At 66.5% G+C, this 21,701-nt stretch carries 21 protein-coding genes and 1 pseudogene; 10 read left to right on the forward strand and 12 right to left on the reverse strand.

Features of this window, described 5'->3' with window-relative positions; genetic code table 11:
- The first annotated feature begins 81 nt into the window (after window positions 1-81).
- From BN973_RS28685 to BN973_RS28700, 4 genes are read left to right on the forward strand one after another with little or no spacing between them, the layout of a single operon-like run.
- Window positions 82-1,575 (forward strand): aldehyde dehydrogenase family protein, encoded by a 1,494-nt coding sequence (locus BN973_RS28685; protein ID WP_036473701.1) that lies wholly within the window; start codon window positions 82-84, stop codon window positions 1,573-1,575.
- The gene (locus tag BN973_RS28690) at window positions 1,572-2,783 is read left to right on the forward strand and encodes a CaiB/BaiF CoA transferase family protein (protein WP_036473703.1); all 1,212 of its coding nucleotides are present in this window, start codon (window positions 1,572-1,574) and stop codon (window positions 2,781-2,783) included. The genes BN973_RS28685 and BN973_RS28690 overlap by 4 nt, the downstream gene beginning before the upstream one ends.
- Complete coding sequence (locus tag BN973_RS28695; protein ID WP_036473705.1) at window positions 2,783-3,727, forward strand: VOC family protein; 945 nt, start codon at window positions 2,783-2,785, stop codon at window positions 3,725-3,727. The genes BN973_RS28690 and BN973_RS28695 overlap by 1 nt, the downstream gene beginning before the upstream one ends.
- Before the next feature lie 23 nt (window positions 3,728-3,750).
- A complete protein-coding gene (locus BN973_RS28700; protein ID WP_036474128.1) occupies window positions 3,751-4,527 on the forward strand; it encodes an SDR family NAD(P)-dependent oxidoreductase in 777 nt (258 codons plus the stop codon).
- Here the strand turns inward: BN973_RS28700 and BN973_RS28705 are convergent, their stop codons facing one another.
- The 7 genes and pseudogenes from BN973_RS28705 to BN973_RS28735 form a co-directional block, all read right to left on the reverse strand.
- A complete protein-coding gene (locus tag BN973_RS28705; RefSeq protein WP_036473707.1) occupies window positions 4,528-5,439 on the reverse strand; it encodes an SDR family NAD(P)-dependent oxidoreductase in 912 nt (303 codons plus the stop codon).
- Between the two features lie 15 nt (window positions 5,440-5,454).
- Window positions 5,455-6,648 (reverse strand): acetyl-CoA hydrolase/transferase C-terminal domain-containing protein, encoded by a 1,194-nt coding sequence (locus BN973_RS28710; RefSeq protein ID WP_036473709.1) that lies wholly within the window; start codon window positions 6,646-6,648, stop codon window positions 5,455-5,457.
- Complete coding sequence (locus tag BN973_RS32135) at window positions 6,645-7,781, reverse strand: acyl-CoA dehydrogenase family protein (RefSeq protein WP_036474131.1); 1,137 nt, start codon at window positions 7,779-7,781, stop codon at window positions 6,645-6,647. Before BN973_RS32135 ends, BN973_RS28710 begins: the two co-directional genes overlap by 4 nt.
- A gap of 63 nt (window positions 7,782-7,844) precedes the next feature.
- Window positions 7,845-8,963: pseudogene (locus BN973_RS32140) on the reverse strand (acyl-CoA dehydrogenase family protein); the annotation flags it as partial.
- Window positions 8,960-10,450 (reverse strand): class I adenylate-forming enzyme family protein, encoded by a 1,491-nt coding sequence (locus BN973_RS28725; RefSeq protein WP_036473711.1) that lies wholly within the window; start codon window positions 10,448-10,450, stop codon window positions 8,960-8,962. The pseudogene BN973_RS32140 and the gene BN973_RS28725, both read right to left, overlap by 4 nt.
- A gap of 25 nt (window positions 10,451-10,475) precedes the next feature.
- Window positions 10,476-11,696 carry a cytochrome P450 gene (locus BN973_RS28730; protein WP_036473713.1) on the reverse strand — a complete coding sequence of 407 codons (1,221 nt, stop codon included), beginning with the start codon at window positions 11,694-11,696 and terminating at the stop codon, window positions 10,476-10,478.
- Between the two features lie 26 nt (window positions 11,697-11,722).
- On the reverse strand, window positions 11,723-12,877 hold the full coding sequence (locus tag BN973_RS28735) for a thiolase family protein (protein ID WP_036473715.1): 1,155 nt from the start codon (window positions 12,875-12,877) through the stop codon (window positions 11,723-11,725).
- Window positions 12,878-13,050: 173 nt separating this feature from the next.
- On the opposite strand from BN973_RS28735, the gene BN973_RS28740 reads away from it, so the two are divergent.
- Entirely contained in the window at window positions 13,051-14,550 is a 1,500-nt protein-coding gene (locus BN973_RS28740; protein ID WP_036473717.1) for a class I adenylate-forming enzyme family protein, read from the forward strand.
- Window positions 14,551-14,583: 33 nt separating this feature from the next.
- Window positions 14,584-14,886 (forward strand): hypothetical protein, encoded by a 303-nt coding sequence (locus BN973_RS28745; protein ID WP_036473719.1) that lies wholly within the window; start codon window positions 14,584-14,586, stop codon window positions 14,884-14,886.
- Window positions 14,887-14,952: 66 nt separating this feature from the next.
- Here the strand turns inward: BN973_RS28745 and BN973_RS28750 are convergent, their stop codons facing one another.
- Window positions 14,953-15,894 (reverse strand): class I SAM-dependent methyltransferase, encoded by a 942-nt coding sequence (locus BN973_RS28750; RefSeq protein ID WP_036473722.1) that lies wholly within the window; start codon window positions 15,892-15,894, stop codon window positions 14,953-14,955.
- Between the two features lie 133 nt (window positions 15,895-16,027).
- Window positions 16,028-17,257, reverse strand: a complete 1,230-nt coding sequence (locus BN973_RS28755) for an amidohydrolase family protein (RefSeq protein WP_036473724.1) — start codon at window positions 17,255-17,257, stop codon at window positions 16,028-16,030.
- Between the two features lie 147 nt (window positions 17,258-17,404).
- Between BN973_RS28755 and BN973_RS28760 the strand changes: the two genes are divergently transcribed.
- From BN973_RS28760 to BN973_RS31495, 4 genes are read left to right on the forward strand one after another with little or no spacing between them, the layout of a single operon-like run.
- The gene (locus BN973_RS28760; RefSeq protein ID WP_036473726.1) at window positions 17,405-18,016 is read left to right on the forward strand and encodes a TetR/AcrR family transcriptional regulator; all 612 of its coding nucleotides are present in this window, start codon (window positions 17,405-17,407) and stop codon (window positions 18,014-18,016) included.
- Window positions 18,013-18,453: a pyridoxamine 5'-phosphate oxidase family protein gene (locus tag BN973_RS28765; RefSeq protein ID WP_036473728.1), complete on the forward strand. Its 441-nt coding sequence runs from the start codon at window positions 18,013-18,015 to the stop codon at window positions 18,451-18,453. The genes BN973_RS28760 and BN973_RS28765 overlap by 4 nt, the downstream gene beginning before the upstream one ends.
- 25 nt (window positions 18,454-18,478) lie before the next feature.
- On the forward strand, window positions 18,479-18,805 hold the full coding sequence (locus BN973_RS28770; protein ID WP_036473730.1) for a hypothetical protein: 327 nt from the start codon (window positions 18,479-18,481) through the stop codon (window positions 18,803-18,805).
- A 36-nt stretch (window positions 18,806-18,841) separates the two neighbouring features.
- Entirely contained in the window at window positions 18,842-18,988 is a 147-nt protein-coding gene (locus tag BN973_RS31495) for a hypothetical protein (RefSeq protein ID WP_165796519.1), read from the forward strand.
- A 5-nt stretch (window positions 18,989-18,993) separates the two neighbouring features.
- Here BN973_RS31495 and BN973_RS28775 read toward each other — a convergent pair whose 3' ends face one another.
- The 3 genes from BN973_RS28775 to BN973_RS28785 are packed head-to-tail and all read right to left on the reverse strand — an operon-like array spanning window position 18,994 to window position 21,656.
- Window positions 18,994-20,022 (reverse strand): DUF2889 domain-containing protein, encoded by a 1,029-nt coding sequence (locus BN973_RS28775; RefSeq protein ID WP_084163673.1) that lies wholly within the window; start codon window positions 20,020-20,022, stop codon window positions 18,994-18,996.
- Between the two features lie 10 nt (window positions 20,023-20,032).
- Window positions 20,033-20,467: a Zn-ribbon domain-containing OB-fold protein gene (locus BN973_RS28780; RefSeq protein ID WP_036473731.1), complete on the reverse strand. Its 435-nt coding sequence runs from the start codon at window positions 20,465-20,467 to the stop codon at window positions 20,033-20,035.
- Between the two features lies 1 nt (window position 20,468).
- The gene (locus BN973_RS28785) at window positions 20,469-21,656 is read right to left on the reverse strand and encodes a thiolase family protein (protein ID WP_036473734.1); all 1,188 of its coding nucleotides are present in this window, start codon (window positions 21,654-21,656) and stop codon (window positions 20,469-20,471) included.
- Between the last annotated feature and the right edge of the window lie 45 nt (window positions 21,657-21,701).

Here is a 21,701-nt window from a genome sequence, read left to right on the forward strand (position 1 = left end):
AGCCGGAGCTGAATCCGCTAAACAGTTATCTATAACAAGGTACACTAGCCCACGCCGACAATTCTGCGAGAGGGAGCGCCAATGACGGCTTCACCGGTCGCCGCAACAACTGTCCATTTCAATCCCGAGGCCAGGCTTTTCATCGACGGCCGGCTGCGGGATTCGTCGACCGGCAAGACCGTCGACAACATCAATCCGGCTAACGAGGAAGTGCTGGGGCTCGCCACCGACGCCAGCGCCGAAGACATGGAAGAGGCCATCGCCGCTGCCCGGCGCGCCTTCGACACCACCGACTGGTCGACCAACCACGAGTTCCGTCAACGCTGCCTGATGCAGTTGCACGACGCGCTACAGGAGGAAGCCGAAGATATCCGCGCCGAGCTGATCGCGGAGGTCGGCGCGACGGTGGGGATGACCCACATTGCGCAGCTGGGATGGCCGCTGGCCGACGCCATCCGGTGGCCGGCGCAGTACATCTCGGAGTTCACCTGGGAGCGGATGCTCGACCAGGACGCCAAGATGGGTGTGCCGTACAACCGCGTCGTGGTCAAGGAGCCGATGGGCGTCGTTGGCGCCATCACGCCGTGGAACTTTCCGTTCGAGATCATCAGCAACAAGGTGGGCCAGATCCTGGCCACCGGGAACACGATGGTGCTCAAGCCGGCCATCGAGACACCCTGGACTGCCCTGCGGTGGGGTCGGATCATCGCCGAGAAGACCGACATCCCGGCCGGCGTGGTCAACATCGTTCCGGCGTCGGACAACGACATCGCCCAGGTGCTGGCCACCGACCCGCGGATCGACATGGTCTCCTTCACCGGATCGACGGCGGTCGGCAAACTCATCCAGCGGCTCTCGGCCGACACCATGAAACGCAACATGCTCGAGCTCGGCGGCAAATCGGCGTACCTCGTGCTCGACGACGCCGACATGGCCACGGCGCTGCCCGGCTGTATCGGCGCCCTGATGCACTCGGGGCAGGGGTGCGCGCTGGCCACCCGGATGCTGGTGCCGCGCTCGCATTACGACCAGGCCGTCGAGGTCGCCTCCGCGACATTCGGCTCACTGGCCGTCGGTGACCCCGCGGACCCGAATACCTTCTGCGGACCGCTGATCTCGGCCAAGCAACAGGCCCGGGTGCTGAACTACATCGAGATTGCCAAGCGTGACGGAGGCCGCGTCACCACCGGCGGCGGGGTCCCCGACGGCCTGGACCGCGGATACTTCGTGGCACCGACCGTCGTTGCCGACGTCGCCCCGGACCACACGATCTTCCAGGAGGAAGTGTTCGGGCCGGTGCTGTCCATCACGCCGTACGACGGTGGTGACGACGGAGCCGTCGAGCTGGCTAACAACTCCAGCTACGGCCTGGCCGGCGGCATCATGGGCTCCAACGAGCGCGCCATGGCCGTCGCCCGCCGCATCCGCACCGGCTCGCTGATGATCAACAGCGGCATGTACTACGGCGCCGACGCCCCCTTCGGGGGCTACAAGATGAGCGGTATCGGCAGGCAGAACGGCATCGAGGGCTTCGAACAGCATCTGCAGACCAAGACGATCGGATACCCCCTATGAGCGACATCCTCAGCGGAATACGCGTCGTTGAGCTGGCGGCGTGGACGTTCGTTCCGGCCGCCGGCGCCGTGCTCGCCGACTGGGGCGCCGACGTCATCAAGATCGAACACCCCGAGACCGGCGACCCGCAGCGCGGCCTGATCAGCTCCGGGGTCGTCACCGGTGCAGGGGGAGTGAACCACTTCATCGAGCAGCCCAACCGCGGCAAGCGCAGCATTGGGCTGGACACCTCCACCCCGGAGGGGCTCGAGCTGCTGATGAAGCTGCTTGAAACCGCCGACGTCTTCGTCACGAATCTGCTGCCGGATTCGCGTCAGCGGATGGGGATCGACGTCGACCAGGTGCGGGCGCGCAACCCCAAGATCATCTATGCCCGCGGCCACGGCTACGGCACCCGTGGGGACCTCGCCTCGCAGGGCGGCTTCGACCTGGCGGCCTACTGGGCGCGCGGCGGCATCGGCGATGCCTATTCGGCCGGTGACGGCTCCTACCCGCCCATTCAGCGGCCGGCGTTCGGCGACTCCTACGGCGGGCTGGCGATCGCGGGCGGAATCGCCGCGGCCCTGGTGAAGCGCGAGCGCACGGGCGAGCCGTCGGTCGTCGACGTGTCGCTGCTCAACGCCGCGATCTGGCAGTTGGGTCCTGACATCGTCGGATCAGGTGTCACCGGTCAGGACATCCCGAAGTTCAACCTGGACGAGATGCCCAACCCGGTGGCCAGCATCTACAAGACCCGCGACAACCGGTTCATCGCCTTCGTGCTGCTGCAAGCCGACCGATTCTGGGCGGACTTCTGCACCCGGCTGGGCCGCACCGACCTGATCGAAGATGAGAGGTTCGCCACCGCGGCCGTGCGGTTCGGCAACCGGCAGGAGTGCATTCGCGAGTTGCGCAGCGCCTTTGAGTCCCAAGACCTTTCACACTGGGAGAAGGCATTCGCCGGTTTCGACGGGGTGTGGGACGTCATGCACACCGCGCACGAGGTGCACAGCGATCCACAGGTGATCGCCAATGGATATTTGCCCAAAGTCACCGATGCGAACGACAACAAGTTCGCGCTGGCGGCCAGTCCCGTGCAATTCGATGAGACACCCCTGGACCTCACATGTGCGCCGGGCCACGGTGAGCACACCGACGCGCTACTCGCCGAACTCGGGTTCAGCGAGGACGAAATCATCGAGTTCAAAATCAATTCGGTTGTGCTGTAGTGGGTTCCGAGGAACTTGCGCGGCGCTTCCTGCACGTCAACCTCAATTGTTCCTCGCTGGACGCCACCGAGGGCCTCTATGTCGGGCGGCTGGGGCTCTCGGCGCGAATGCGCACCGATCCCAAAGTTCCGACCGACGGCAGCATCCTCGGCATCGACGGCGACCAAACCTTCTGTGAGACCTCGTTTCTCTACGACTCACGAGGCGCCCGCGCCGGCTGTGCTTTGGAGGCCATCGAGTTTCACAGCCCGGCGCTAAAACCCGACCCGAACAGCGACCCGACCCGTCCCGGCATCCGGTCGACGCTGCTGACCGTGGCCGATCTTGATGCAACCGTCACAGCGTTGCGCGCGGCCGGCATCACCGTGAGCGAGCCGGTCGACGGCCTGATTTCGGGCGCCAAGTCGGTTCTCGCACTCGACCCCGACGGCGCGGTCATCGAGCTCGCCCAAGCCCCAAGCGACAAGCCGGGGGCGGTGTTCGCCGGAATCCGCGTCGCCGCCATCGACGCGGTGGCCACCGGAGAATTCCTCACCGCGATCGGTTTTATTCAGGTCCAAACGCCGGCGCACGTCGAGGTCGCCGGCGATCAACTCGCGCCGGGCGGGTCACCCACTCCCGTCAAGTGCGCGGTGTCTCGCTATGCACTCGCCGAGGACGCGCATCAGTTCACCCTGACCGTTGTGGAACATCCCGACACCCGTAACGCGGATCCGGTGCCGTGGGGCGGAAATCGCCAGGGGTTGTACCGGTGCGCGCTGCGGGTGGAAAACACCGAAGCCGCAATGTCTTTGGTTCCGGATTCCGTTGAGGTGATGGGTGATCCGGTGTGGTGTCCGTTGCCGGGGACGAAGATCGACGGGCTCTACATCTCGTTCCTGCGCTCACCCGACGGAGTGGTATTCGAATTCGTCGAGCGGCCGCTGAGCTTCTTTACACGATGAGTGGGTGACCGATGGATCTGCAGATGACGGGGAAGGGCTACGTCGTCGTCGGCGGCACAGCCGGCATGGGCCTGGCCGCAGCGCGCGCGCTGGCCCGCGAGGGCGCGGCCGTCGTGCTGGTCGGGCGCGACGCCGACCGCGGCAAGAACGCCGCCCAAGAAGTCGCCGCCGCGGGTGCGGAGTCGGCACACGGACTGTCGTTCGATGTCAGCCAGCCCGGAGCGGCGGCAGCCGCCGTCGACGAAGCGGCCCGGATACTCGGCAGGCTCGACGGCATCGCCATCACGATGGGGACCGCCGGGATGATGCCCATCGACGCCGACGACGACGCCTGGGACACCGCGTTTCACGACGTTCTACTGGCGACCACCCGCAGTGTGCAGGCCGCGCTGCCGCACCTCGCCGTCAACGGGGGCGCGATCGTGACCACGGCCGCGTACTCGGCACGCTCGCCTCACGAGCCGCGGCTGCCGTATGCGAGCCTCAAGGCGGCCGTTGCGACGTTCACCCGCGGCATCGCACGTACGCACGGGAAATCGGGTATCCGCGCGAACAGCGTCGCCCCCGGTGCAGTGGAAACCGATGCGCTGCATGCCATTCGCGGATACGTTGCCGAAAGCAAAGGCTATCCCTACGACGAGGCCCTCGAGCGGGCGCTGGTGGAGGACTTCGGGTTCGACGCCGCGCTCGGTCGCCCCGGCCAGCCGGACGAGATCGGCGCGCTGATCGCCTTCTTGCTCTCGGATATCTGCGCTTTCGTCACGGGACAGACTATCTACGCCGATGGCGGGGCGCCGTAATCAGGCCGTCGGGAGCGGGCCGGCCAGTCCGCGGGGTGAGGTCCCGTAGAGCCAGCTGACGGCCTGCCCGATCTCCGAAAAGACTAGACCTGCACCGTCTTTGGCGTGGTAGGCGGCCGGCGCTTCGGTGAAGCCCTCGATGCGGGTCAGCTTGTCGCCGTTGATGCGCAGGATCTGCCCGGTCAGCCAGGACGACTGCGCGGACTGCAGCCAGGCCACCACGGCGGAGCTGCGGGCGGGATCCAGCGCGGGGTCGTCGGCGCGGCCACCGAACACCTCGGCCGTCATCCGCGACCTCGCCAGCGGGGAAATCGCGTTGACCGCAACACCGTAACGCTGCGCCTCCATCGCGGTAACGACCGTCAGGTTGGCGATCGCGGCCTTGGCCGCGCCATAGGCACTCTGCCCGACATTGCCCCACAACCCCGCGCCGGAAACCGTGTTGACGATGTGGGCATCGATCGGGTTGCCTGCTTTAAACTGCGCACGCCAGTACTCGCAGGCATGTCGGGTGACCGCGAAGGTGCCTTTCAGATGTACCGCGATGACGGCGTCCCAATCGGCCTCGCTGGAGGCGGCGACCATGGAATCACGCAGGATGCCGGCATTGTTCACTACGCCGGTGAGGGTACCGAAGGTGTCGACGGCGGTGGAGATCATGTGGGCGACGTCATCCCACGCCGACACCGAACCCGTATGTGCGACGGCCTTGCCGCCGGCCGCCTCGATTTCGGCGACAACGTCGGCCGCGGGGCCTTCCCCGTTGCCGCTTGAGCCATCCCTGCCGACGCCTGGATCGTTCACAACGACGGCTGCGCCCTGCTTGGCCAACTCGAGGCAGTGGGCTCGGCCGATTCCCCGGCCGCCGCCCGTCACCAAAACGACCTTGCCGGTCAGCGGACCTTCAGGCATTGCTCGTTATCCCCTTCACTTCGAGAACAATTCGGTGATGAGTTGCCGGCGTTGCGACCAGTCTGCTGCGCGCAGGTCGACGTATCCGGACTCGGTGACGATCACGTCCACGTCGTGGGCGGGCGTGGAGGCGGGACGGCTGAGCTGCTCGACGAGCGGTGAGCGCCCGTTGTTCCTCGTAGGAACGGCAATGATCGACAGTCCGCCGCTGCTCATTCGGGCGGCCGCGCAATAGTCGGGATGCCCACCGATGCCACCGAACACCTTGTCGCCCAAGCCCTCGACGTTGATCTGCCCGTACGGGTCGATCTCGATGGCGGTGTTCACTGCGACCAGCGGTGACCCGCGGGACAGCCGGGTGAGGTCGTGGGTGTAGTCGAGCCCGCGCAGGATCCGGCGCCCGTCGGCCCAGTCGTAGAGCGCGTCGCTGCCCAGGAGATACGTCGCCGACGGTGTACCCACCAGCAGGCCGCGGTTGTCGAGGTCGACGACGGCGTCGGTGAGTAACCCGGTGTCGATGTGCAACGGCACCTGTGTCCGGCGCAGCAGCGCGGTGCCGAGCTGGCCTGGGCCGTACTGGATCCGGGCATCTTCGGGGAGCAACTGCAGTACCGCGTCGGCGAGCGCGTCGTGCATCGGCTCGGGGTCGCGGTGCGGTACTCGCAGCGGTCCGGCCGCGACCGTGCCGAGCACCTCGACGCTCGACGGATCGAGTGCAGGCCCGGCATCCGCTGCCGGGGCCGCGAAGTCGACCATCGCCAACGTCGTGGTGCCACGGTCAACCAGCGCCCGCTGCCAGGACACTTCGGTGCCGAACTGCAACGAACCATCGCGACGTACCAGCCGGGTCAGCAGCACATCGGGTTGCAGGACGTCGGTCAGCAGCGCGGGTATCGCGGCCAGCCGCGTCGGTGTGAATCGCCCCTTCGAGCTGCGCAATAGGTCGCGCACGCCCCAACCGGGCATCAACGCAACGACTTCGGCGAACGCGTCCGCGTCGAGGCCGTCGATCGGGGCGGGCAGCCAGCCCAGTATCAGGCGCACCGAGCCCACCTCGCCAGCGGCGGCGCTCAGCGCCGCCCCGACCGACCCGCCGTCGTCGAGGCAGCGCAGCGCGCCCACCCCGTCGCCGAGGGCCACTGTCATTCCGGGGCGCAGCGCGGCGCGCAGCGCTGCGGCGAACTCAGTTGTGGTTAAAGCTGTTGTCATCGAGGCTCTTTGGGAAGCCCGAGCACCCGCTCACCGAGGATGTTGCGCTGAATCTCGCTGGTGCCGCCCAGGATCGTCTGCGCCCGCCCGACCAGCATGTGATGCACCAGCCCGTCGTCCGCGGGGTCGGTGCACGCGTCGGTGCCCAGCACTTCGGTGGCCATGTCCCCGAGGTCCTGGTCGGTTTCCGAGGTCATCAACTTCAGCACCGAGAAGGCCGGCGACGTGAGGTCGCCGGAGTCGATGGCGCGCTGCCAGGTGTAGCGCAGCAGCCACATTCGGGCCCACAGCCGGGTCATCGACCTGGACACCACGGGGTCGAGCAAGTCGCGGTCGCGGGCGGCGTCGACCATGCGTTCGTGTAGGCGGAACATGGAGACCGCTTGCGAACCCAATGTCAGGCGCTCACGCCCCAGCGTCACCATCGCCACGGTCCAGCCCTGACCGACGTCACCGATCAGGGCGTCGTCGTCGAGCTCGGCGCCGTCGAAGAAGACTTCGTTGAACTTGCTCTCGCCGTCCATCTGGGTCAGCGGGCGGACCGTGACACCCGAGGTATCCATGGGTACGACGAACATCGACAAGTCACGGTGCTTTTCTGGACCCGTGCGGGCGAGCAGCAGCCCGAATCGGGCCGAGGCGGCCGCCGAACTCCACACCTTCTGGCCATCGATCCGCCAACCGGTCGTGGTGCGTTCGGCCCGGGTGCGAACGCCGGCGAGGTCTGATCCGGCGCCCGGTTCGGAGAACAACTGACACCAGACGTCGTCGCCCAACCGGATCGGCTCCAGGTAGCGGTCTTTCTGTTCCTGGCTGCCGAACTTGATCAGCACCGGACCGACCAGGTCGGCGCCGGTGATGTTGAGCTGGCGGGGCACGTCGGCGCGTGCGCACTCCTCGGCGAACACCGCCTGGTACGCCACCGTCGCTGCGGCACCGCCGAACTCGCGCGGCCAGTGCAGGCACGCGTAGCCGTGGTCGGCCAGGTAGCGGTGCCAGATTCGGCCGGGCCCGACATCATCCGCGGTGGGCGTGGGCCCGTAGTTCCGCAAACCGGCCGGCCTCGGTGCGCTGTGCAGAAACGAGCGGATCTCCGCGCGTAAGGCGTCGACGTCGTTGGGTTCTTTCGTCACTTGTGGCGAAGCCGGCAGCTGAGTCGACGGCTCCAGCGTCGATAACCTGTCCCAGTGCTGGGCCGGGGTGCCGAGTATCACCTCGTCCGTGCGGGCGCGCCGGAAGTACAGGTGTGCGGAATCCTCCCAGGTAAAGCCGATGCCGCCGTGAATCTGGACGTTTGCCTTGGTCGCGTTGCGCAGCGCCTCTGAGCAGACCGCCTTGGCCATGCTCGCCCGCCAGCCCGCTTCGGCGGCGGCAGCGGAGTCCGGATCGTCGAGAGCCTCCAGGGCCGCCTGTGATGCCGAGCGCGCCCACTCGAGATCGACGAGCATGTCGGCGCACTTGTGCTTGATGGCCTGAAAGCTGCCGATCTGCCGTCCGAACTGCTCACGCGTGCGGGCATAGTCGGTGGCGATCTCGAGCACCCGCTCGCAGGCGCCGATCTGTTCGGCCGACAGCACCGCCAGCGCGATGTCGACGTTGCGCTCGACGACGTCGCCCAGGGGTGCGTCGCCGGATAGCCGCAGTGCCGGCGCCGAGCTGAGCGTGATGGTGGCCATCGGCCTGGTGTGGTCAAGCACGCGTTCGGCCTTCGCGACGACGCTGTCGATAGTCGGGTCGAGCAGGAACACCGCCGGCTCGCCATCTTCGTCGATGGCGACCACGACGAGGTCGTCTGCAACGGAACCGCCCAGCACGTGGCGCACCGTGCCGTCGAGGTTCCAATCATCCCCGGCGCGCGTAGCGCTCAGCGTCACCGCGGACGGTCGCCACAACCCGCCGTCGCCGGTAAGGGCGGCGGCAGCGGTGCGGCGACCTTCGATGAGCCCGGTGAGTCGCTTATCGGCATCCGGGTCGCGCTCGGTCAAGTCGAGCAGCAGGCCGGTGGCCAGCACCGTGGAGCTGACGAATGGCACCGGGGCCAGCGCGCGACCGAGTTCGTGGGCGACCACGCCCAGCGCGGACGCGCCGTAACCGGCGCCGCCCAGGTGTTCAGGCAGCGCGATGGCGGCTATCCCCACCTGGTTGCACAGCACGTCCCACAGCACCGTGTCGAAGCCGGAACGTCCGGCTACGCCGCCCCGGTCGACCTCGCCGTATGCAACCGCGCGCACTCGTTCCTCGGATGCCAGTCGCTCACAGGCGGAACGCACCGACTGCGCGAGTTCCTGACGTTCGTCAGCGGACAACGTCGTCATCGGGTTCCTCCTGCGATCTGCCGGGCCAGCTCGGACTTGGCGACCTTGCCGAGCCCCGTCAGCGGGAACTCGTCGACGAGGACGAGCCGCTCGGGCCACTTCTGCTTCATCAGCCCGCGTTCGTCGAGGAACGTGCAGAGTTCGTCGAGGGTGACGTCGCGATGGCGTGGCGAACGACGCACGACCGCGCACACCAGCTCACCGCGCAGTTCGTCGGGCTGGCCGAGGACGGCGATTTCGTCGACCAGGGGGTGGGCCAGCAGTTCGTTCTCGATCTCGTCGGGGGCGACGTTCTCGCCCTTGCGAATGATCAAATCCTTGGTGCGACCGGTGACCACGATGCGGCCGTCCGGGCGAAGGTGGCCCCGGTCGCCGCTGCGGAACCACCCGTCCGCGGTGATCGCGTCGGCCCACTGGTCGTGCTGCAGATATCCCGGTGTCAGGTTGTCGCCGCGCAGCTCGATCTCGCCGTTCGCTGCGATCCGCACCTGCGATCCGGGGATGGGCCGACCCGCGCTGTTGGCCAGTTGTTCGTCGGTGTCGGTGGCCTCGCTGACGCAGATCATCGGCGCCTCGGTCATTCCGTAGGCATGCACGACCGGAACGCGTAGGTGTTCACGCACCTGTCTGTGCACCTCGGGCGGACACGCGGCACCCCCGCCGATCAGCATCCGCAGCGACGGCATCAACAATTCCGTTGTGGGCGCAGCCATTTGGGCGGCCAGCAGCATCTGGTAGAAGGCGGTGCTCGCTCCGGTCACCGTCACCTGGCGTTCCGCGAGCACCCGGGGCAGGTCGGCTGCGGAAACCTTGGGGATGAGCACCACCGGAAAGTCGCCGAACAAAGCGGTGGCGAGGTAGACCATGCCGCCGATGTGGGCGATGGGGAACGCGATGGTGCCGACTTCCCGCGGATGACTGCCCACACCGAGATGAGCGACATAACCGCGGGCCGCGCTGAGCAACGTGCCGTCGGTGTGGCGCACGGCTTTCGGGCGCCCGGTGGTACCCGACGTGAAGTACACCCAGCGCGGCTCCGCTGCGCCGTGGGGCGCTTCATACGCGGCGCTCGCGGCCGGCGACGTCTGGAGCCGGCGGACAAGGTCGGCAGGGACCGTGATTGTCGGTAGCCCGGGCGCCGCATTGGCGGCCGTCGACTCGTCGACCAGCAGGATGTCCGCGCGCGCGACGTCGACCGCCGCGCACACCTCGCGGCACCGGTATAGGTGCAATACCGGGGCCTGCGTAACGGGCATGCGGGCAAGGGCCAGCATCACCACCGCGGCGTTGACGTGTGAGGGCAGCTGCCAGGCGACCGTCATGCCGGGGCGCACACCGGCATCTGCCAACCATCCCGCGGCGGCCGACGCGAGCCCGGCTACCTGCGAGATGGTGAGTGTCTCGCCTTCGACGTCGCGCAGCAGCGGACGATCCGGTCGGCTGGCGGCGCACTCATCCAGCAGCCCGGCGATGGTGCCAGCCGTCACCGTGTTCTCCCGTCCCGGCCGGCCGTCAACCCACCCGCGGTCCGGGCGTGAAACGGACCGGCAGTTCGCGCACGGCGTACACCTCGCCCGCGTCCTCGAACAGTTTCGGATTACCGGCCAACTCGAAGTCGGGTAGCCGCTTGAGTACCTGGGTGATCATCACGTCGAACATCAGCTTGGCATAGTGCGAACCCAGGCAGCGGTGCATGCCCACACCGAAAGCCATGTGCTTCTTGGCATTTGGGCGATCGAGGTCGAGCTCGTCAGGGTTCTCGAACATTGCGGGGTCTCGGTTGGCCGCAGCCCACATCAGGATCGCCCGGTCGCCCTGGCATAGCCGTTGGCCGTGAAAGTCGGCGTCGCGCGAGACAGTGCGCGCCAAACCGAGCGTCGGCGTGTACAGGCGCAGCAGCTCATCGGTGGACTTCTTCACCAGGCTCGGATCGGCGGTGAACTTGGCCCGCAGCTCGGCGTCCTTGCACAGCCGCAACAGCACATTGCCGGTGAAGCCACTGGTGGTGTCCATGCCACCGAGCATCATCAGCACCGTGTACATGGTGACCTGACCGTCGTCCAGCGGTTCGCCGTTCAGCGTTCCGCGCAGGATGTCACTGAACAGGTCATCGCCGAGCCCTTCGGCGCGCCGCTGCTCCATGTGCTTGACGATCTCGCCGAACATCTCCATCCCCGCGATTCCGGCCTTCTCCGGGTCGTGAGCACGGTCGTGCACGGTGGTGTGCACCCAGCCGACCCAGTCCATGAACCGCGACTCGTCAAAGTTCAACAGCCGCAGGATCAACCGCGCCGGCAGCGGCGTCGTCAGCTCACCGACCAGGTCGCACTCACCGCGCTCGATGAAGGCATCGATCGCCTCATTGGTCATCTCGATGGCGGACTCACGGAATCGCTCCGCCGAACCCGGGGAGAATCGCTTGAGGGTGACCTCGCGCAACTCCTGCGTCTCGGGAGGATCCGACTCGATCGGCAGGATCGGCAATGGCAGCTCACTGGCCGGCACCCCCACCGACGGATAGGAGTTGAACAGGTCGTCGTCGCGGGCCGCTTCGAAGACCGATGCGTAGTCGACCAACGCCCAGAAGCCTTCGTAGTGATCGGAATATGCTACCGGACAGCCCGATTCGCGCATCTCACGGAACCGGCCATACGGGTCCTCGCGGAACTCGGGTGAGTGGTGGTCGAGGTCGACCTCGGCCCGCGGGCGCGACTCCGCCTGGGTGTCGGTCATCGGCAGTACTCCCTTCGGGATGGCGGCTACTTGGACAAGATGGCGACGGCTGCGGTTCCGGGGGCCCCATACAACTGGGCCAGCCCGACCTGCGGATCGTTCGGCACCTGACGGTCGCCCGCGGTACCGCGCAACTGCTGGACGAGCTCGTAGACCTGGCGAAGGCCGGACGCGCCGACCGGTTCGCCGTTCGCCAGCAGGCCACCGTCGGTGTTGATAGACAGCCGGCCACCGATCTTGGTGGCGCCGTCAGCGAGCAGCGCCTCCTGTTCGCCGTCCTTGCACAACCCCGTCTCGGCCATGTGGATGATCTCGGAACCCGAGTCGGTGTCCTGCAATTGCGCGACGTCGACGTCCTCAGGGCCTATCCCGGCCAACTCGTAGGCGGCGCGGGCGGCCTCCGCGGTGGTGCCGGGCACGATCGGCAGCTCGATCGAGGTACGCAGCAGTTCGTAGGCGCCTTCGCGGCGGCTGCGCAGCGCGGTCGAGCGCAGGTAGATCGGGGTATCGGTGTACTGCTTGGCTTTATCGGCCCGGCACACCACGACGGCGGCAGCGCCTTCGTTCGGGTTGCAGTACATGTATTGACGCAGCGGTGCGTTCACGACCGGAGAGCTCAGGATCGCGTCGACGCTCATCGGCTTGCGGCGCCATGCGTGCGGCGCCAGCGCTCCGTTGTCGAAGTTCTTGGCGGCAACGCGGGCCAGGGTCTCCTCGGTGATGCCGTGATCGTGCATGTAGCGCATGATCTTGGTGCCGAAGTAATGCGTGGTCAGGAACATGCCCTGATCGCCGTACCACTGCGGCAACCCCGATATCGACGGGTCGGCGCCGAAGGCGCCGCGCGGGTGCTTGTCCAGCCCGACGCCGACCGCAATGTCGGCTTCGCCGAGTTGGACGTCTCGCGCGGCCAGGGTCAACAGCGAGTTACCGGTCGCGCAGCCGCTCAACGTGGCCCGCGCCGGCAGGCCGGTCATCCCGGCCAACCCCGTCACCGCCTCGGGATTGGCCACCTCGAGGCTGCCCGCATACAGGCTGCCCACGTCGGACCACGCCACCCCGGCATCGCGCAGTGCCCTGCTGATCGCCACGGCGCCCATCTCCAGCGCCGACCGGTCCTCGTACCGCCCGAACGGGTGAAGTCCAACGCCGATGATGGCGATGTCGGGCGTGCTGCTCATCGTGTTCCTTCCAGCAGGCGTCACTGTCGAACCAGCCGTCGACGGGAGCGCGCGTTGACTCAGATACCACTAAGCCTATAACTATATATCTGATTAGTCGGTGCGGGTCTACAATCGGATCGCTGCGCACTGACGGCGTTAGGGCATCAACTCGCAGATGAGGGCTGAGGGCGTTGAGTATTTCTTTGTTGCTGGAGATGGCGGCGTCGGGTGATCCCGACCGGGTTGCCGTGGTGGACGGCGACATTCGGCTGACCACCGCCGACCTCAGCGAGCTCGCCGACGGCGGTGCAGGCGTTATCGTCGCATCCGGGGCATCCCATGTCGCTTACGTCGGCACCGGCGGAGTACTTCTCCCGCTGTTGTTATTCTCTTCGGCGCGCGCGAACACGGCGTTCACGCCACTGAATTATCGGCTGAGTCCAGAGGGGCTGCGCGAACTCATCGATCGGCTGCCCTCACCGTTGGTCGTGGTTGACGCCGAGTACCGCGAGATCGTGGCCGGTTTCGGCCAGCAGATGATGACGTCCGACGAGTTCATCGAGGCCGCGCGATCCACCGAGCCCGTCTCGGTCTTCGCCGACCCCGACGACGTGGCGGTCGTGTTGTTCACCTCGGGTACCACGTCGCGGCCCAAAGCCGTTGAGCTGACTCACAACAACCTGACCAGTTATGTCACCGGCACTGTCGAATTCGGTTCCGCCGATCCCGCCGATGCTGGGCTGGTGTGCGTCCCGCCATATCACATCGCGGGGGTCGGGGCCGCATTGTCAAACCTGTATGCCGGACGGGCAATCGTGTACCTGCGCCGGTTCGATCCGCACGAATGGGTTCGACTGGTCCGCGACGAGCGGGTGACCACCGCAACGGTGGTGCCGACCATGCTGTCCCGCATTGTGGCGGTCCTCGAGGAGCGGTCTGCCGAGCTTCCGACGCTGCGCAACTTCGCGTACGGCGGATCGAAGGTGGCGCGACCCCTGGTCCGAAGGGCGCTCGACCTGCTACCGCAGGTCGGCTTCGTCAACGCCTACGGGCTGACCGAGACCAGTTCGACCATTGCGGTGCTCACACCCGACGACCATCGCCTGGCCCACGAGGCGCGAGACGACGCCATCGCCCGTCGACTGACTTCGGTCGGTCGACCGGTCCCCGGCATCGAGGTGCAGATTCGCGCGGAGGACGGCACCGTGCTAGCGCCGGGCGAGACGGGTGAGCTGTTCGTTCGCGGCCCCCAGGTGTCGGGCCGTTACACCGAGATCGGTTCGGTGCTCGATGCGCAGGGCTGGTTCCCGACCAGGGACGTCGCGATGCTGGATGAGGATGGCTACCTGTTCATCGGAGGGCGGTCCGACGACACCATCATCCGGGGCGGCGAGAATATCGCCCCGTCGGAGGTCGAGGACGTGCTCATCGAGCACCCCGACGTCCGCGAGGTCGTCGTCGTCGGGCTGGATGACGCCGAGTGGGGGCAGGCAATCGTAGCGGTGATCGTGCCCGAGGCGGGTGCCGCGCCGGCACCCGAGCAGTTGCGCGAGTTCGCCCGCACCAAGCTGCGCGGGTCCCGCACGCCGGACCGCATCGTGTTCCGGGATGAGCTGCCGACCACGCCGACCGGCAAGGTGCTGCGCCGGGAGATCCTCGAAGGCCTCAAACCGGCGGCAGCCGAGCACTGAATCCGTCTCCCAGACAACGACAAGGAGTCCGACATGATCAAGAACGGCACGCGCCTGCAGAGCCAGGTGTGTGATACCCAGGTGATCGTCGTCAAAGCCGCTGAGAGCCTCGACGATCTGCGTTGCGGGGGCCGGCCGATGCTGCCACTGGACGCCGAGCGGCCCGCCGACGCCACGCTCGACCCGGCCTTCGCCGACGGCACCACGATGGGCAAGCGCTACGTCGACGACGGCGACGCCGAGGTGCTGGTCACCAAGGCGGGCGCCGGTTCACTCAGCATCGGGGGAAAGCCGTTGGCGCTCAAGGAAGCCAAGCCGCTGCCGGCCAGTGACTGACAGCGAGTGGGGAGTGGCCGCCGTCTCGAGGCCGGGCCGTTTAGCATATCGGGCGGGTCGGTGGGGTCAGCGCAGCCGGCCTTCGACGAACACGCTTTCCGGGACGGCGGCATCGAGGCCCGCCAGGACGGCTCGGTTGCTTGCGGCCATCAGATCCTCTGCGCTAGTCGCAGCGGTGACAGTCCAGCCGTGCGCTTGCAGCCAGTCGACGACCTCGGTTCGCTCTTCTTCATAGAGCAGGTTGCCAGACTCGGTGATGTCTTTGCCGCCCAGCTTGATTGCGGCCTGTCGGTAGCGTTCCATTTGCTCCTCGCGACGCGCGAAACTCTCTGGGCTGAAGAACTCGTTGGTGAACGCTTCGACCGCGACACGGCTCCCGGGAGCGCTGAGCGACTGGATTCGATCGAACAACAGGTCCTGGGCATCGGCTGTTAGATAAGGCAACAGCCCTTCCGCCGACCACGCCGTCGGGGCCGACGCGTCAAACCCGGCCTGCACCAGTGCCTTCGGCCAATCCAGACGGAGGTCGATGCCGACGCTGACATGAGAAGCGATCGAGTCGACCGCATGCGATTTCAAGGTGCCGGTCTTGAATTCCAGCACCTTCGGCTGATCGATCTCGTAGACCACACATCCTGCGGGCCAGGCGAGTCGCCAGGCGCGTGAGTCCAGACCGGCCGCCAGGATCACGATCTGCCGGATGCCTTCGCCGGCCGCCGCCAGAAAGTAGTCGTCGAAGAACTTCGTCCGGCACGCCGTATAGCCCAGCATCGCCTGCATCCGGTCCTCGAATTGTGGATCGGCACCGACCAATTCGGCCGGTAACTCATCGTCCAGATAAACCCGCCAGATGCCGTCGCCGGCAGCTTCGAGGAACAGTTTTGCGTAGGGATCGCTGATCAGCGGATCGGCGCTGTTGGTCTCCGCGGCCCGCCCGCCGGCAACCCCCAAGGCGGTGGCGCCGACGCTCTCGTTGATGTCCCACGTGTCATTGTCGGTTCTGGCCATCACGGTCCCTTTCGTGGCTCTCGGCGAAACGAGCTATTCCGAGCCTACCCGAAAAGTTAGGCGTGCTTACTAAATGGCTGTTAGCGCTGCGTGTGGCCTCCTGCGCTGTTGGCTGCTGCGGACTGTCGGTGACTCAGGCGTTCGCCATTTGCGGGGGCTTGACGGCGTCTGGGTCGGGGTTGGCGATCGGCAGCCCCATGAAGCGACGGGCGTTGTCACCCATGAAGTCATAGGTGCGACGCTCGTCCATACCCTCGGCGTACTGCCAATAGCGCTTTGGCTCCGCCAAGCCCTCGGGATGCGGCCAATCCGAGCCGAACATCACCTTGTCCCATCCGACGGTCTGTACGACGTCGGCCACGGAACCCTCCCAGAACGGGCTGACCCAGATGTTGCGTCGGAACACGTCGTGCGGATGCTCGGGGAAGTTCTGCGGCATCTTGCCGTATGTCGACTGCAGGTCGTCGAACAGCGGCTTGATCCATGCGCTGCCGTTCTCGACGCTGGCGATCCGCAACTTCGGGAATCGGGTCAACGTGCCGTGGCAGATCAGGCTGGTCAACATGTCGGCGATCTCTCGGTGGCCCAGCGCGGTCCACTTGAACGCCGACATCTCGAACGCGCTGCTGGTCGACGGCGGCTCCCACTTGTCGATGTACTCCTGCAGCGGAGGTTGGCTGGCGTGCAACACAATCGGTAGGCCTGCGTCCTCGACGTCGCGCCAGAACGGATCGAACTCGGGCAGCGCGGGGGACCGCCAGCCCTTATATCCATTGACTGGTGCCGGCTTGATGAGCGCGACCTTGGCGCCGTTGTCCAGGATGTACTCGAGCTCGCGTCGCGCTGCGTCGACCAGGCCGAGGTTGAGCACCGGCGTCGAGTACACCCGGTTGGCGTGGTTGAACCCCCAATGCTCCAGCATCCATTGGTTCAGCGCATGGATGATCGCCACGGTCAGGTCGGGATCCTCAGCCGATGAGTGCTCGACGAGGTTGGCCAGCGTCGGGTAGTTCAGGCACGCGTCGACGCCCTGGCGGTCGAGCTCGGCGATCCGGTCCTCGGGGTTGCGCGCGCCCGGCGGGGTGTCGATGCCACGACCGGACATCTCTCGCATCGACAGGCCCTCGGGGTTTTGGCCCGAGTAGAACTTCTCGTGCGCGCCGGGGGCTGCGACCCGTTCGAACGTCGGGTTCGGCATGTAGTCGGTGATCTTGTTCAGGATCGCGATGCGGGTGTGCCTGCCGATCTGGACGAACTGCACCTTGGACTGGAACTCCTTCGGCAGATATTTCGTCAGCGCGTCGGGGGTCTCATACATGTGCTGATCGGCATCGAAGATCGGTGCGTCGGTGAACTGCGTCATCGTGGTGCCTCTCGCTACTCGACTATGGGCTTGGCTATGAGCTTCGCCGAACTTGACACTTGTGTCAAGTTCGGATGATTCCGTGCCATGATTTGTCGAATAGGTGTATTGATTGCAGTTGACGACACTGTCATATAAGGTCGCCGCATGACGGTGACCTCGGCTTCGGCCACCGAACGGGAATCGGACCCCACCCGCGGTGAGCGCACCCGCGCGGCGATCCTGAACGCCAGTCGCCGTCTGTTTCTGGAACGCGGCTACGCGGGCACGCCGATCAATGCGATCACTGAGGCGTGTGGCATCTCTCGGGCCGGCTTCTACACCTACTTCAAAGACAAGCGCGAGATCTTCAACGTCCTCGGCAAAAACGCCTACCGCGAAGCCCTGGCCGTCATCGCGGAATGGGCCGAGGCCGACGCAGCGTTCGGCCCAGCCGACATCCGGGCCTGGGTCGGTCATTACTTCGACTACATGGATCACCACGGCGCATTCGTACTCGCTTCGGCGCAGTCGGCGCCCGACGACGACGATTTCCGAAACTCCCGCAACCGCATGGTGACTCGGGCGTCATGGAAACTTGGCCAGGCGATTGCCGGAAACGGCACACACTCGCCAGACGTCGTCGGCGTCGCGGTGATGGGGCTGCTAGACCGCGCCTGGCACACGGTGCACCGGCAGACCGTGGCCGTCGACCGCGACGAGATGATCGCGGTGGTCGCGGAGATGATCGTCGCGATGGCAGCGCCTCTCGCGTCGTGACTCCGCTGTCGCTCGACGCGCCGGACGTCATCGAGCTCATCCGTGCCCACCACCGCGTGTTTCTCTTCTGCCGCGACGGCGCCGGACGTCCGATCGGCTACGCCATGCGATCGGTCGCCTATCGCTCCGCCACCCGCTGTCTCTACTTCGCCACCTACGCCAAGAGCGCCAAGGTCCAACACCTGCGCTCGGCTCCCGAGGTCGCCTGCTTAGTCGGCGACGACGAGGGTTGGGTCTCTGTTTGTGGTCATGCGTCCGTCTACCAACCGTCCGCAGCCGAGGTCGACGAGCTCATCGGCGAAAGCTCACCGGATCAACGCGTGCCGGAGGCGGTCGTGACGAACGTCCGCGACCGCCTCCTCAGCGGCAAGCGGTGCTTCATCGTCCTGACGCTCAACCAGATCCGCGCCGCCGATCTCCCCGATCGACGTGCCTAATCCGTGCAGCTCCGGTCCGATTGAGATGGCCGAGGACGAACTAGCCGAGTTCTTGGCGCAAGGGCCGTCCGGCGCGATCTGTGTCGTCGACACCGACGGCCAGTTGCTGGCCCTACCGGCGCGGGTGGTCGACTTCGATTCCGCCACAATCGCCGTCGTCGTTGATGGTGTGAAGGGTGACGCCGCACAACGCGCTGAAATCCAGGCGTGTGTGGTGGCTGACACCTTCACCGCCTATCGGGACATTCGCGGTGTGATCTCGCAGGGAACAGTGATCTGGCCACCCGCAACGAATCACGTGACCACGCTGACGGTTAGCCGCACACGGACGTTCTCGTTCGCCAACGCTTAGAGGATTGAACGCCGGGATTCTGGCTATTCAGTAGCCATGTCAGGATTCGATACCAGCCAACCGATTACCGACGAGGCGTCCCTCGAGGACATCGACGAGACTGACGGCGCGACCAAGCCGAAGTCCGCCACACCTCCCGCTCAACCCGACGAGCTGGGCGACGCGACGCCCGGCCCGCGCTGACGCGCTCAGGCTTCCGTCACGAGGTGTATCAACGCCTCGGCGTCGGCGATGCTACGCAGCAGGTCGTTGAGATGGGTGCATGTGCTGGTGCCCTGTAATTCGCGGCGCACACGAAAGTGAAGTTCCTGCAACGTCATTCCGGTGATTCGCGCAGCACTGGCGACGGCTCCCGGGCATTCCTGCCACGGCAGCACTCGCGGTGTGGCCCGCGAATCGACGATGACGCCGGTCTGGGCGTCCACGACGGCGTCCAGGGTGTACTCATGGATGATCGTCTCCACCCCGTCGCTTCGCACGTAGGTGTCGCGGAACATCGCATCGATGCCGACTCGCCCGGTGCGTTCTTCGTAGACGTCGATGCGCCGCCTGCGGCGCATGGCGTGGCGCGGCAGCGCCCCCACTTCGTGCCAGGCCCAGGGGTCCCCAGGATCTGGGCCGTGGTCGAGGTCGGGAGCCTTTGGGCCGGTGACGATCACGGGATCGCCCGCCTCGAACGAAGTCATTAGCAGACCCCCGGTCGCGAAGCGGGCACACTGGTCTGCGACCGGCAGGTAGTATCCGGACTTCGCGACATCGCCGAGCAGGTTGGACGCCGACAGCGCGTGGCCGGAGATCAGCGTGGCGACGGGAACGTCATCGAGCAGGGTGTAGCGCAGGTCGCGGGCGTGCCGCAGCTCGGGAGCCACCACGTCGGCCGCGGCGCGGAACCCGCTCATCGCGGGTGCGCCCGCCAGTCGAGACATCGCGACGACGGCTGGCGTCACCTCGACGTGACGCACGACGCGGGCGACCAGCTCGATGGTGGCCGAGAGTGTCGCGGAGGCGAGTTCGGTCACCGTTTCGTCGCCGGCTGTCCACAGATCGCGCGCCCGCCCACTCAGATACACCGGGTCCAGCGAGCCCTCGTCGCGGGTCATGTCGATCGACGTGGTCTGGCGCGCGGATCGCGGCCGGCGCGGCGGATTGCCGGTCGTGGGGTCGTGCACGCCGTGCAGGGGATGAAGCCCGAATTGCGGAGAGCCCAGGTCCGTCACTGGATGGACTCTAACTCTCCTCGGCCGGTCGGAACGCGAACGTCACCAGCGACTGACCGTCGGCGGTCTCCAGGGTCGTGGTGGTCGAGACCAGGCGCTGACCGATCCGCAGTTCGTCGGCGGTCGCGTCGACGATCAGCGTCTCCACCAGAACGCCCTCGGCCAGCTCGACGAAGCCCACCACATACGGCTGGAACACCTTCAAATCCCGATTGCCCTTGTAGGGCAGCGGTGGCGGGAACTCCTGCGTCGTATAGGTGTACAACGTTCCGGCGGTGGACAATTCGATCGACTCGATGTCCTGCTGAATTTCAGGGTCACCGTCGAACAGCTCGGGCCGCTCTGCAGGGAACTTCACCGCACCCGACGAACGCCTGCGCGACGCGAACAGCACCGCACGGCCGCCGTCGACCCGGAACAGTCCCTCAGTGATCAGTGCGGTCATCTCAGGCCACCTCAATGACCATCGCGGCACCCATACCACCGCCGGCGCACATCGAGAGCACGCCGATACCCCCACCGCGCCTGCGCAATTCGTAGATCGCCGAGGTGACCATGCGGGCGCCGGTTGCGGCGATCGGGTGGCCCAGGCTGATGCCCGAGCCGTAGACGTTGACGATCTCCTCGTCGAGACCGAGTTCGCGCGCACACGCCACCGCCTGAGCGGCGAACGCCTCGTTGATTTCGAATAGTGCGACATCCTCGAGCTTGCGGCCCGCCAACTCGAGCGCCTTCGGGATAGCTTTGATCGGCCCGCTGCCGGTCCGCGTCGGGTCCAGTCCGACCTGCGTCCAGGAAAGCACGCTTGCCAGCACCTCCCGCTGGGTGTCCGGGCTGGCCAGCGCGACCGCTGCCGCTGCGTCGTTGATCCCGGAGGAGTTTCCTGCCGTCACGGTGAAGCCTTCGATCTCAGGATGCAGCACCTTCAGCCCGGCAAGCGACTCCATCGAACTCCCGCGCCGTGGATGCTCGTCCTCGGCGAAGGTAATCACGCTGCCGCCGGCCTGGGGCACCTGGAGCGGGATGATCTCGTCGGTGAACGCCCCAGCGTCGATGGCCTTGATCGCACGCTGGTGGCTGCGCAGCGCCCACTTGTCCTGGTCCTCGCGGGTGATCCCGTACTGAAGGTTGCAGTTGTGCGCGACGGTGATGGACATGTCCATAGCGGGCGCTTCCGCAGTCGGCGGATGCGACTCGGGGAACCACTGCGCATAGTCCTCGGGCGACTTGCCTGTGGTGAAGAGCTTGCGCTTCTGCATGATTGGGCCGGTCGACAGCGACTCCATACCGCCGGCCAGGATGGCGCGGCTCATCCCGGACGCGATCTGCCCGGCGCCCACGGCGATGGCCGAAAGACTCGATGCGCACTGGCGGTTCACGGCGAGCCCGGGAATGTCGAGCATGCCGAGGGCCACCGCGATGTAGCGGGCACTGTCGCCGCCGCCCTGCATGCTCTCGGCCAGCACCAGGTCGTCGAAGTCCGCCGCGTCCAGTCCGGAGCGTTCGACGACGGCCTGCACGACGGGTTTGGCGAGCTCGATCGCGGGCATGTTGGCCAGCGTGCCCTTGCGCGCCGTTCCGATCGGTGTGCGGGCAGCGGCCACGATCGCTGCGCGGGACGTGGTGGTGGCCATGTGTCTCCCAAGTCGTCAGAGTTGACGGGCTGCTTGCCCGACGAG

The organism is Mycobacterium triplex (assembly GCF_000689255.1).
GTDB classification, from domain to species: domain Bacteria; phylum Actinomycetota; class Actinomycetes; order Mycobacteriales; family Mycobacteriaceae; genus Mycobacterium; species Mycobacterium triplex.

Coding starts and splice junctions, on each gene's coding strand:
- BN973_RS28685 (WP_036473701.1), top strand. CDS start 82: ATGACGGCTTCACCGGTCGCCGCAACAACTGTCCATTTCAATCCCGAG.
- BN973_RS28690 (WP_036473703.1), top strand. CDS start 1,572: ATGAGCGACATCCTCAGCGGAATACGCGTCGTTGAGCTGGCGGCGTGG.
- BN973_RS28700 (WP_036474128.1), top strand. CDS start 3,751: ATGACGGGGAAGGGCTACGTCGTCGTCGGCGGCACAGCCGGCATGGGC.
- BN973_RS28705 (WP_036473707.1), bottom strand. CDS start 5,439: ATGCCTGAAGGTCCGCTGACCGGCAAGGTCGTTTTGGTGACGGGCGGC.
- BN973_RS28710 (WP_036473709.1), bottom strand. CDS start 6,648: ATGACAACAGCTTTAACCACAACTGAGTTCGCCGCAGCGCTGCGCGCC.
- BN973_RS28730 (WP_036473713.1), bottom strand. CDS start 11,696: ATGACCGACACCCAGGCGGAGTCGCGCCCGCGGGCCGAGGTCGACCTC.
- BN973_RS28735 (WP_036473715.1), bottom strand. CDS start 12,877: ATGAGCAGCACGCCCGACATCGCCATCATCGGCGTTGGACTTCACCCG.
- BN973_RS28745 (WP_036473719.1), top strand. CDS start 14,584: ATGATCAAGAACGGCACGCGCCTGCAGAGCCAGGTGTGTGATACCCAG.
- BN973_RS28750 (WP_036473722.1), bottom strand. CDS start 15,894: ATGGCCAGAACCGACAATGACACGTGGGACATCAACGAGAGCGTCGGC.
- BN973_RS28755 (WP_036473724.1), bottom strand. CDS start 17,257: ATGACGCAGTTCACCGACGCACCGATCTTCGATGCCGATCAGCACATG.
- BN973_RS28760 (WP_036473726.1), top strand. CDS start 17,405: ATGACGGTGACCTCGGCTTCGGCCACCGAACGGGAATCGGACCCCACC.
- BN973_RS28770 (WP_036473730.1), top strand. CDS start 18,479: ATGGCCGAGGACGAACTAGCCGAGTTCTTGGCGCAAGGGCCGTCCGGC.
- BN973_RS31495 (WP_165796519.1), top strand. CDS start 18,842: ATGTCAGGATTCGATACCAGCCAACCGATTACCGACGAGGCGTCCCTC.
- BN973_RS28780 (WP_036473731.1), bottom strand. CDS start 20,467: ATGACCGCACTGATCACTGAGGGACTGTTCCGGGTCGACGGCGGCCGT.
- BN973_RS28785 (WP_036473734.1), bottom strand. CDS start 21,656: ATGGCCACCACCACGTCCCGCGCAGCGATCGTGGCCGCTGCCCGCACA.